Origin of the sequence: Sphingobacterium hotanense, from assembly GCF_008274825.1 — a bacterium.
Lineage (GTDB): Bacteria > Bacteroidota > Bacteroidia > Sphingobacteriales > Sphingobacteriaceae > Sphingobacterium > Sphingobacterium hotanense.
The window spans coordinates 4,478,625-4,490,254 of sequence record NZ_CP030848.1; the positions used below are offsets into that span (position 1 = coordinate 4,478,625).

Sequence of the window (11,630 nt, forward strand, 5' to 3'; positions counted from 1 at the left end):
CCACACACTAATAAACAACAAGATTCTCTTTTATATAAAACATTATAATTTATTGAAAAAAGGGAATGTGGATTTCGTTTGAATTTCTTTGTTTACTTTTGTGCTATTGATGAGTCAAATAAATCAGTTTACTTAGAAAAGCAAATGAACACTACTTTTGAACAAGACCTATCTGCAAAAGGATTTATTGATGTGGATATTGACCCGACGATTGATTTAGTCGCTGAGATCAATAGATTGAAAAAAGAAAAGAATGCAGTTATTCTGGCACATTACTACCAAGATTCTGAAATTCAAGACCTTGCAGACTATATCGGAGATAGCTTAGGCTTATCTCAACAGGCTGCGAAGACGGGTGCAGATATGATTGTTTTTGCCGGTGTGCATTTCATGGCCGAAACAGCCAAGATTCTATCACCCTCGAAAAAGGTATTGCTCCCTGATCTAAAAGCAGGATGCTCATTATCAGATAGTTGTCCACCGCATTTATTCGCTAAATTCAAAGAGAAATATCCAGATCACCTGGTTATCACCTATGTGAATTGTACAGCGGAGCTAAAGGCACTTTCAGACATTGTTTGCACCTCAAGTAATGCGGTACAGATTGTTGAAAGTCTGCCAGCGGATCAAAAGATCATCTTTGGCCCGGATCGCAACTTAGGCGACTACGTCAAGAAGAAAACAGGCAGAGATTTGGTACTATGGAATGGCGCTTGCATGGTACATGAGATTTTCTCACAAGAAAAAATTGATGCACTAAGATTAGAATATCCTAACGCGAAGTTTATTGCACATCCAGAATGTGAAGACCATATCTTAGCACAAGCTGACTATATCGGATCTACATCGGGAATGTTGAAATATACGATTGAAGATCCTACGGATACTTACATCGTTGCGACGGAGTCTGGTATTTTGCATCAAATGCAGAAGGCTAGCCCTTCAAAAACATTCATTCCTGCACCTCCAAACAACCTGTGTGCATGTAATGACTGTCCTCACATGAAATTAAATACCCTAGAGAAGCTGTATAACTGTCTGTACTACGAACAACCGGAGATTGTTCTTTCAGAAGATATTATCGCTCGTGCGCAAAAACCAATCGAGCGTATGTTAGAGATATCAGCAAAACTAGGTCTATAAGATAAAATATGTTCGATAATAAAGATAAGACAAACCTTAATGAGCTTGGTGAGTTCGGATTGATCAAACACCTGACGAGCCAAATCGAGTTAAAGAATGAATCCTCAGAGAAAGGCATTGGCGACGATGCTGCAGTATTAGATTTCAAAGGTAAAAAGACCTTGATATCCACGGATTTACTCTTGGAAAATGTACATTTCGACCTTCGCTACGTACCTCTTAAACACTTAGGATACAAGGCAGTACAAGTAAATCTTAGTGATATCTATGCGATGAACGGTATAGCGTCACAAGTGACTATTTCCATAGGTTTATCATCTAAATTTCCATTGGAAGCCATCGAAGAATTGTACCAAGGGGCATTGATTGCCTGCGAAAAATACAATGTCGATCTTATCGGTGGCGACACTTCCACTTCAGCTCAAGGATTAGTAATCTCGGTAACCAGTATTGGATACGCTGATGAAGATCAGGTTGCTTTACGCTCTGGCGCAAAAGAAGGCGATCTTATCTGTGTATCAGGTGATCTTGGTGGTGCTTATGTAGGTCTGCAATTATTGGAAAGAGAAAAGCAGATTTTCTTAGAAAACCCTAATATACAGCCAGATCTGGAAGGTAAAGACTACATCGTCGAGCGCCAATTAAAACCAGAGGCACGTCGTGATGTGGTGGAATTATTCCGCCATTTAAACGTGAAACCTAATGCGATGATCGACGTATCAGATGGTCTAGCTTCCGATCTATTCCATATTTGTGATGCCTCAAAATTAGGCTGCAAACTGTACGAAGAAAAAATTCCTATCGACCCGATGACTTACGAGACAGCTCGTGAGTTCGGATTAGACCCAACGGTTTGCGCACTTAGTGGGGGTGAAGACTACGAATTGCTCTTTACAGTACCGCAAAGCGAATACGACAAGGTTAAAAATCAACTAGATATCTCGATTATCGGTTATATGACCGAAGAATCTGCCGGCCGTCAACTGATTTCTAAGTCAGGAAATGTGCATGAGCTGAAAGCACAAGGTTGGAATGCTTTTTCTTAGTAGATTTTAGATATTAGACATTAGATATTAGAGCAGGGCGCCGATTAGGCGCCTTTCTTTTTGTTGATTTAGGGGTTGTTTGAACTAGGAAAGGAAGGAAAGTTTGTTTTGAACCAAGAAAGGAAGGATTTTAGGATAAGCAGGATCAAGGTCATCCTTTCATTCTTTTTTTCCTGGTTCAAAACAATACGATTAGCACTCTTTCTTATCTTGACAATCCTTTCATCCTTCCTTTCCTGGTTCAGACAAGAGATTTAATGAGCCGGTTCGTGTCTAATGTCTTACATCTTATATCGCATATCTAACTACTAAATACTTTTACTATATTTGGAAACCAAATTATTAACTATTGAGCTGGAAGGAATTAGTTAAATCTGCTGAATCTTTATTGGCGGAGCTGAGCGAGCAAGGTGATCGTTTATTTAATGAAAATATAGCTCTTAAACTAGATAGCTATTTCTTCATTTTAGATTGCGAGAATACCAAGATATTGTCTTTTTCGGAGGACTTTAGCCGCGTATTGGGTTATGATACCAACAGTTTTACCATGGAAGATTTCATAGCTATTATTCACCCAGATGATCTTCCTACCTTTATTTCGCACGAAAAATTAGCACTAAAATTCTGTTTAAATACTCCATTAGAAAAGCAGACACGCTTCAAAATTGTCCATGATTACCGTATAAGAAAAAAGTCAGGAAGCTATATCCGTGTAATGCAACAGACAGTTGCCTATGAACTGAATGACGTCTGTGTATTAAAGACATTGATACAGCACATAGATATTACGACTATTAAAACGAGTCTGGAATGTGATCTTCATTTTATCGATATCAAAGGCCTAGAATCAGTCTATCATGTAAAAGAAGAGAATGTACTTACTCCAGCCCCATCGTTTCAACTCACGAAGCGAGAGATAGAGATTCTGCAGTTATTGGATCAGGCTTATAAGTCCGAACAGATAGCAAAAAAATTATTCATCAGTATACACACTGTTAGAACCCACCGCAAGAATCTACTCAACAAAACAGAATGTGATAATACCATCGATTTATTGAAAAAGGTGAAAGCCTTGAAGTTGATTTAGAGGTTAGCTATTAGAGTATGGATGGCAGCATAGGTCTTCATATTAACTACTAAATAGTAACTACTATGTCTGAACCAGGAAAGGAAGGATGCAAGGATGAACAGAATCTTGCTAATCTTTTAATCTTTCTTGATTCTGACGAACCGTGTCGGAACGTTTCACTAAATGTCTCTTTAAAAATACAATCCATCCATTTATTCGACGTAAAACCCGATCTTGCCCATCCTTTCATCCTTTTTTTTCTGGTCTAAGACGATTCCATCCTGAAAATCCTAATCCGCTTCCTTCCCAATGAAAGGCAACGATAAGTCTTAATATCAACTATTACTCAATCCCATTGTAAAACCCTTTCAAACCCAATACAACCCCCAATCAAAGCTGCTTCAGAAGGGCTATGAATTGGGTGATAAATGGGAATGAAATGTGCTTGACTAAAAGATGAACTATAGACTTTAGATAATAGACATTAGACCCCGATCCTGCCAATCCTTTCATCCTTTTTTTCCTGGTTCAGGACAGACATTAGATATTAAATTTTAGACCCGATCCTGCTCATCCTTCCATCCTTCCTTTCCTGGTATTCAAAACAACACTTATCCAAACCAAATACCAAAATGCAACCCCTCAGGCAGCACAAAAAAATGGAGCCTAATCGGCTCCATACTCTAATATCTTATATCTAAAATCTAATATTTAATCACGTCTGAATAACACCTACTTTATAGTCTGGGATATTTGGATTATTGGTTGCTGCTTCGATTCCCATGGAGATTATTTTCCGAGTTTCTGCCGGGTCGATTACGCCGTCTACCCATAGTCGGGAGGCTGCATAATATGGGCTTAATTGTTCATTATATTTTTCTTCGATATCTTTTAGCAGCTTAGTTTTTTCCTCTTCGCTAAGCGTGACATTTTTAGATTTTAGGGTAGCTTCCTGTATTTGTAATAAGGTTTTGCCGGCAGATGCACCGCTCATTACGGCTATTTTTGCTGTCGGCCATGCATAGATCAAGCGTGGGTCGTAGGCTTTTCCGCACATCGCGTAGTTACCAGCTCCGTAACTATTGCCGACCATAAAGGTGAACTTCGGTACGACGGAGTTTGCCATTGCATTGACCATTTTTGCGCCGTCTTTAATGATACCGCCATGCTCCGCTCTGGAGCCTACCATAAAACCGGAGATGTCTTGGAAGAAGACCAAAGGAATCTTTTGTTGGTTGCAGTTCATGATAAAACGTGCTGCTTTGTCGGCCGAATCCGAGTAGATTACTCCACCCATCTGCATCTCGGTGGAGTTGCCCGGTTTCTTGGCTTTTACTACTTCGCGTTGATTTGCCACGATACCGACCGCCCAACCATCAATACGTGCTAAGGCGCAAATTAAAGTCTTTCCATAGTCTTTTTTATACTCCTCTAGACTGTCTTTATCCACAATGCTTTTCAAAACCTCCAGCATATTGTAAGGCTTCAAGCGGTCTTCAGGAAAGTAATTGTATAGTTGATCTACAGAGTATTCCGGAGCAATAGATTCCACTCTGGAGAACAACGCTTTTGGGCTAGCTCCGAACTTATCCACAATATTCTTGATGGCATCTAAGCAGGATTCATCATTCGGATATTTATTGTCTGTTACGCCTGATATTTCGGAATGCGTAGCTGCTCCGCCTAAAGTTTCATTATCAATATTTTCGCCGATGGACGATTTGACCAAGTATGAACCCGCTAAGAAGACCGAACCAGTACCTTCAACGATAAGTGCATAATCGGACATGATCGGTAAATATGCGCCCCCTGCTACGCAGGAACCCATGATCGCAGCGATCTGTGGAATTCCCATCGCAGATATCTTCGCATTGTTACGGAAGATACGGCCGAAATGTTCCTTATCCGGAAAGATTTCATCCTGCATCGGTAAATACACACCGGCAGAGTCAACAAGATAAATGATAGGAAGGTTATTTTCCATTGCAATTTCCTGCGCTCTCAGGTTCTTTTTACAAGTAATGGGGAACCAGGCTCCGGCTTTTACCGTTGCGTCATTTGATACAACAATACATAATCTATCCTTTACATAGCCCATCACAACTACGACTCCGCCATTTGGGCATCCGCCATGTTCCTTGTATTGTCCTTCTCCAGCAAAGATCCCTATTTCGGTATAAGGTCTGTTTTCATCCAACAGGTAAATAACGCGCTCCCACGCCGACATCTTCCCTTTTTTACGTTGTTTTTGGATCTTATCTAAGCCTCCACCTAATAGCAAAGTCTCCCTCTTTTTCTGAAGTTCATTAATTAAAGTGTGCATATTGGTTATTAAAATAATGTAAATTTAAACTGGTCAAAAAAACTTTATTTTATAAATATCATAAAATATTATTTGTTTTTTATAATCTTTGTAAAAAATATTTAAACCCAAATATAAACTAAAATAAAATAATATTATGTTTCAAGTTAGTTCGGACGAGCAGTTAATGCTGGTCAAAGAAAGCGCTAGAAATTTTGCCGTCAATTACATTAAGCCGTACGTGATGGAGTGGGATCAAGCCCAAACCTTCCCTATCGACGTATTTAAAAAATTGGGAGAGCACGGCTTCATGGGTATCGTCGTACCTGAGCAGTACGGTGGTTCCGGCTTAAGCTACCAGGAATACATCACTATTCTTGACGAAATTTCTAAAGTGTGTGGATCTATCGGCCTATCGGTAGCTGCGCATAATTCATTATGTACAAATCATATCTTGTCTTTTGCGAACGAAGAGCAAAAACAACGTTACTTGCCGAAGCTGGCTAGCGGTGAGTGGATTGGTGCATGGGGCTTAACAGAACCAGGATCGGGATCCGATGCTGGCGGTATGAACACTACAGCCGTTGTTGACGGAGATTACTTCGTTTTGAACGGTGATAAAACCTTTATTACGCATGCGATTAGCGGTGATGTGGCCGTGGTGATGGCTCGTACAGGTGAGAAAGGTGATAAAAAAGGCATTTCAGCATTTATTATTGAAAAAGGAACGCCAGGATTTACAGCTGGTGCGAAGATGGATAAGTTAGGGATGCGTGCATCGGAAACTGGATCTTTATTCTTCGATAACTGTCGTATCCACAAGGACCAATTGATCGGCGAGATCGGTGATGGTTTTGTGCAGGCATTGAAATTATTAGATGGCGGACGTATTTCTATCGCGGCGTTATCATTAGGTATTGCACGTGGTGCTTACGAATGTGCTTTGAAATATGCGAATGAGCGCGAACAATTCAACTCTAAAATTTTTGATTTTCAAGCTGTAGGCTTTACATTAGCAGATATGGCGACGAAGATTGAAGCTTCGGAGCTATTGATCCGTAAAGCTGGTCTATTAAAAGATCAAGGCAAGAAGGTGACTCGTGAAGGTGCTATGGCGAAGTTATTTGCTTCGGAAACCGCAGTTGAAGTATCGAACGAAGGGGTACAGATCTTAGGTGGTTATGGATTCACCAAGGATTTCCCGGCGGAGAAATACTTTAGAGATGCGAAGTTATGTACGATTGGTGAGGGAACAAGCTCGATCCAACGTATGGTTATTGCTAGAGAAATTAAAAAAGATGTCGAATAATAATCCTTTTGTAAGCTTAGTGGATTGTCCTCGGGATGCGATCCAGGGGATAAAATATCCTATCCATACGAAACGCAAGATTCAATATATCAATCAGTTGATAAAGAGTAAACTGTTTGATTGTATAGACTTTGGCAGTTTTGTTTCTCCTAAAGCGGTTCCGCAAATGGCAGACACAAAAGAAGTATTGGAAGGATTGGAAAAAGATGAGCAGGTTAAGTTATTGGCTATTATAGCGAATCAACGAGGCGCTCAAATTGGGGCTGAGCATCAACAAATTGATTATTTGGGTTTTCCGTTTTCTATTTCGGAGACCTTTCAACAGAATAATACGAATTCAAGTATCCAGGAAGCTTATGTGAATGTGCAGGGCATCCTGGATATTTTAAATAAAGCAGGTAGCCAAGAGCTGGTTGTTTACATCTCGATGGCGTTCGGTAATCCTTATGGGGATGACTGGAGCATGGATTTGGTAAGCGACTGGATTGGTAAGTTGCAAGAAGCTGGCGTAAGCAATTTTTCTATTGCAGATACGACGGCAGAAGCTACGCCTGAATCCGTGGGTGAATTGTTTAGAAAATTAGGAACTGATTTTCCCGATAACTCCTTCAGCATTCATTTGCATAGCCAAATCGAAAGTGCATTGCTTAAAGTGAATGCAGCTTACGATGCTGGTTGTCGACGTTTTGAGGGAGCGATATTAGGCTATGGTGGCTGTCCGTTTGCGAAAGACGAATTAGTAGGCAATATTCCTACGGAATTGTTGGTAGACCGCTTTAATAAGGGGTCTTACGAGCAGGTGCAGCAATTGATGTTTGGTTTTCAAGATTTGATTCGCAATGAACTATAATTACATTCAAACAAACGTTGATGGTTATATTTTCTCGCTTACACTGAATCGTGAGGCGAAGCGTAATGCTTTTACACCGACGATGGTCAATGAGATTGCTCATGCCCTGGCGGAAGCGGATGCAGATGATCGTGTGAAAGTGGTTGTCGTTCGTGCAAATGGTCCGGTATTTTGTGCGGGTATGGATTTAAAGACCTATCAAGATCCAAGCTTAGATCAACAGAATCCTGAAATTACCAATCGGACTATCTCACTAGGTGAGGTGTTTGACCGTTTGAACAAGCCGTCGATTGCTGTGGTTGAGGGTGATGTTATCGCCGGTGGCTTTTTGTTTATCTTGGGTTGTACGTATGTTTTGGCTAAAGAAAACTTAAATTTTAAGCTTCCGGAAGTTAATTTAGGTATTTTTCCGTTTCAGGTATTGGCGAGCTTAGTCCGCGTAATGCCCGAAAAGAAAGCCTTGCAGCTTTGTTTAGATGGCGAACCGTTTACTACCTCCACGGCAAAGGAATACGGCATTGTCGACGATTATTTAGTGGATGAGCGTTTGCGCGATTTGATTGCTTCTTTCGAGAATAAAAACACTTATGCTCTGCAAGCTGGAATGGAAGCCATGAAAGCGATCAGAGGAATGGATTCAAAGGGACAGTACGACTACTTGTTGACCTGTTTATCTAAACTTAGAGATAAAGAAGAGGTCAAAAAGCAAATTGCTGATCAGCTTAAGAAAGATTAAGAAACTTTTTTATTGATAAAGAAGTTATTGTATCCCAAGCCAATTTCGATATCCAGTAACTTTTGTTGCAACATCTCCAGTACCGCTAAGAAATTATAAACAAACTGTACTTTATTTTCCGAGTGCTTGGCAATTGCCGAGAAATCCAAGGTTTTATTTAGTTCTATAAGTTCAGAAATAGCTTTCTTTTGCTGCTCGATGGTATAAGGGTACTTAACGACCGTATGTTTTACTTCCTGAATCCGATGGGTATAATTGTACATCATCCTTTCGTACACTATCATTAGGCGGTAGAGCGTAAAGGAAGAAAGTTCTTCTTCTGTATTGCGGATAGATTTTGAGGCAATCTTGAGGTCTTGTGCGATATTACCGCGTTGGAAATGCATAGAACGCGACTCTTCCATCACTTTAAGTTCTTCTGTTACTTCCTTGAACTGCTTGTAGAGCAATAGTTTTTGAACAAGTTCCTTTTTCAGGTCGACTTCGTTCTCATTTTCATCAAGCTCCGGACGAGGCAATAACATTTTGGCTTTGATACGCATAAGCGTAGAGGCAACGAAGATAAACTCACTCGCCAGTTCGATGTTCAGCGCCTGCATATGTTGTATATAGGCTAGGAAATCATCGGTTATTTTTGAGATGGGGATATCGTGTATATTCAATTCATCTCGTTCGATAAAGAAGAGAAGTAAATCAAATGGCCCCTCAAATTGGGCTAGTTTAATTTCGTAGTTGGTTGCCTCCATAGAAGGATCAAAAATAAGGATTTAATCCCGAATGTTATCGATTTTTGCGGAATTGGAGAAAACAATATGCTCGATAAAATTGTATATATATACCACAGTTAAAAGAATAAATTGTTACTTTGTATCTTATTTTGAAATTTTTCAAGTTATGCAGGTAGAAGCAGGAGAGCTACTAAAGAAAATACAATATCCAGCAGATCTAAGAGACTTAAAAGAAGCTGACCTAGAGCAGGTTTGTAAAGAACTTAGGCAATTCATTATCGATATTGTATCGGTCAATGGTGGACATTTTGCGGCAAGTTTAGGTGTTGTTGAATTGACAGTTGCCTTACATTATGCCTTGAATACTCCTTATGATCAGATTTTATTCGATGTTGGGCACCAAGCCTATGGTCATAAGATCCTGACTGGTCGTCGCGATAATTTTCATACCAATCGTCTTATCGGAGGTTTATCGGGATTCCCGAAACGTTCGGAGAGTGAATATGATGCTTTTGGCGTAGGCCACTCGTCGACATCGATTTCTGCAGCATTGGGTATGGCGGTTGCTTCAGAGTACAAGGGCGAAACAGATCGTCAGCATGTGGCAATCATCGGTGATGGCGCATTGACGGGTGGGATGGCTTTTGAAGCTTTAAATCATGCGGGTATTGAGAAATCGAATCTATTGGTCATCTTGAATGACAACTGTATGTCGATCGATCCGAATGTTGGAGCAATGAAGGAGTATTTGACCAGTATAACGACTTCTAAGAGCTATAACCGGTTCCGTGATGATTTGGTATCGGTATTATCGAAGATCTCTAAAAACGGTCCAAATGCCTATGGATGGGCAAAGAAACTAGAACAAAGCATAAAAGGAACTTTATTAAAGAATTCTAATCTTTTCGAATCTTTAAATTTCCGTTATTTCGGACCGGTGGACGGACATGATGTCAATAAATTGGTGAAGACCATTGAAGATTTAAAGCATATCAATGGTCCGAAATTGTTACACGTTGTTACGGTAAAGGGAAAAGGATATGCCTTAGCGGAGAAAGATCAGACCAAATGGCATGCTCCGGGTCTATTTGATAAAATTACTGGAGAAATCAAGAAGAGTATATCGGATAAACCACAGCCACCGAAATATCAGGATGTTTTCGGACATACCTTGGTGGAATTGGCAGAGGCTAACGATAAAATCATGGGGATCACGCCGGCTATGCCGAGTGGATCTTCGATGAATATTATGATGAAAGCAATGCCTAATAGAGCTTTCGATGTGGGTATTGCGGAACAGCATGCTGTTACATTCAGTGCCGGCTTGGCAGCACAGGGATTGGTTCCTTTTTGTAATATCTATTCGTCCTTTATGCAGCGCGCCTATGATCAGGTGATACATGATGTTGCTTTACAGAATTTAAACGTTGTATTCTGTTTAGACCGTGCGGGCTTAGTGGGAGCGGATGGACCTACGCATCATGGGGCTTATGATATTTCTTTTATGCGCTGTGTTCCGAATCTAGTGGTTTCATCGCCAATGAATGAGGAAGAGTTGCGTAATTTGATGTTCACTTCCCAACTGCCTGATAAAGGACCTTTCGTCATCCGTTATCCGCGCGGTAATGGAGTTATGCCTGATTGGAAGTTACCTTTCAAGGAGATTCCTATCGGCAAGGGTAGAAAGATCTGTGATGGAGAAGATATTGCAATCTTGACCTTTGGACATATCGGTAATGAAGCCAGTAAGGCTATTCAGAAGCTTTCTGAAGATGCTATACATCCGGCGCATTACGATTTGCGTTTCGCAAAGCCATTGGATGTGGATATGCTGCACGAAGTATTTAAGAAATTCAACAAAGTTATTACCGTTGAAGACGGATGTCTTCCTGGCGGTATTGGTTCTGCCGTATTGGAATTCATGGTGGAGCATCATTACGATGCTGACGTGACCCGATTAGGTATTCCGGATACGATCGTGGAGCACGGTGAACAAGCGGAATTGTGGCATATTTGTGGTTATGATGCTACAGGTATCGAAGCGGCGGTCAGAAAATTAACCAAGGGGATAAAGACAGAAAGTTTGGTAGGATAATTGCTATCATTTATAAGGTTTTACAGAAACTTTAAAAGAATAAAGGAGAGAAGCCATACGGCTTCTTTTTTTATTAAAAGTTTTCCACACTCAAAAACTTAAACTTAATTTTTCCTTTAAAAAATTGAATTTTGATAGCGGTATTTTCAAGGTGTTGAAAACTAAATTTGTGTTCATTTCTAAACCTGTTAAATCCTAAAAATTACAATTAAGATACTGTAAACAAGTGATTTAACATTTTTTTACCAAATTAGTTTTTTTGGTAGAAAAAAATGGTCATATTCGTAGTAGGCAAAAGTTATGAACAGAATTTTTGTCAATTATTGGTTATCAAGTTATTAACAAATATAGA

9 protein-coding genes are annotated in these 11,630 nt (G+C 40.0%); 7 read left to right on the plus strand and 2 right to left on the minus strand.

All coding sequences use genetic code 11. The features are described from left to right. Positions 1-144: 144 nt before the first annotated feature. The 3 genes from nadA (at position 145) to DSM08_RS18930 (ending at position 3,276) form a co-directional block, all read left to right on the plus strand. Positions 145-1,143: a quinolinate synthase NadA gene (gene nadA / locus DSM08_RS18920; RefSeq protein WP_149527597.1), complete on the plus strand. Its 999-nt coding sequence runs from the start codon at positions 145-147 to the stop codon at positions 1,141-1,143. Positions 1,144-1,151: 8 nt separating this feature from the next. After that, positions 1,152-2,189, plus strand: a complete 1,038-nt coding sequence (thiL, locus tag DSM08_RS18925) for a thiamine-phosphate kinase (RefSeq protein WP_149527598.1) — start codon at positions 1,152-1,154, stop codon at positions 2,187-2,189. A gap of 349 nt (positions 2,190-2,538) precedes the next feature. After that, on the plus strand, positions 2,539-3,276 hold the full coding sequence (locus DSM08_RS18930) for a LuxR C-terminal-related transcriptional regulator (RefSeq protein WP_149527599.1): 738 nt from the start codon (positions 2,539-2,541) through the stop codon (positions 3,274-3,276). Between the two features lie 697 nt (positions 3,277-3,973). Here DSM08_RS18930 and DSM08_RS18935 read toward each other — a convergent pair. After that, the gene (locus DSM08_RS18935; protein ID WP_149527600.1) at positions 3,974-5,581 is read right to left on the minus strand and encodes an acyl-CoA carboxylase subunit beta; all 1,608 of its coding nucleotides are present in this window, start codon (positions 5,579-5,581) and stop codon (positions 3,974-3,976) included. Between the two features lie 136 nt (positions 5,582-5,717). On the opposite strand from DSM08_RS18935, the gene DSM08_RS18940 reads away from it, so the two are divergent. From DSM08_RS18940 to DSM08_RS18950, 3 genes are read left to right on the plus strand one after another with little or no spacing between them, the layout of a single operon-like run. Further along, complete coding sequence (locus DSM08_RS18940) at positions 5,718-6,869, plus strand: acyl-CoA dehydrogenase family protein (RefSeq protein ID WP_149527601.1); 1,152 nt, start codon at positions 5,718-5,720, stop codon at positions 6,867-6,869. Next, positions 6,859-7,719 (plus strand): beta/alpha barrel domain-containing protein, encoded by an 861-nt coding sequence (locus tag DSM08_RS18945; protein ID WP_149527602.1) that lies wholly within the window; start codon positions 6,859-6,861, stop codon positions 7,717-7,719. The genes DSM08_RS18940 and DSM08_RS18945 overlap by 11 nt, the downstream gene beginning before the upstream one ends. Continuing rightward, a complete protein-coding gene (locus DSM08_RS18950; RefSeq protein ID WP_149527603.1) occupies positions 7,709-8,455 on the plus strand; it encodes an enoyl-CoA hydratase-related protein in 747 nt (248 codons plus the stop codon). The genes DSM08_RS18945 and DSM08_RS18950 overlap by 11 nt, the downstream gene beginning before the upstream one ends. Here DSM08_RS18950 and DSM08_RS18955 read toward each other — a convergent pair. Next, on the minus strand, positions 8,452-9,201 hold the full coding sequence (locus tag DSM08_RS18955) for a segregation and condensation protein A (RefSeq protein ID WP_149527604.1): 750 nt from the start codon (positions 9,199-9,201) through the stop codon (positions 8,452-8,454). The two genes, DSM08_RS18950 and DSM08_RS18955, sit on opposite strands and share 4 nt — an antisense overlap. Positions 9,202-9,349: 148 nt before the next feature. Here DSM08_RS18955 and dxs point away from each other — a divergent pair, with 148 nt between their 5' ends. Next, entirely contained in the window at positions 9,350-11,278 is a 1,929-nt protein-coding gene (gene dxs / locus DSM08_RS18960; protein ID WP_149527605.1) for a 1-deoxy-D-xylulose-5-phosphate synthase, read from the plus strand. Positions 11,279-11,630 lie beyond the last annotated feature (352 nt).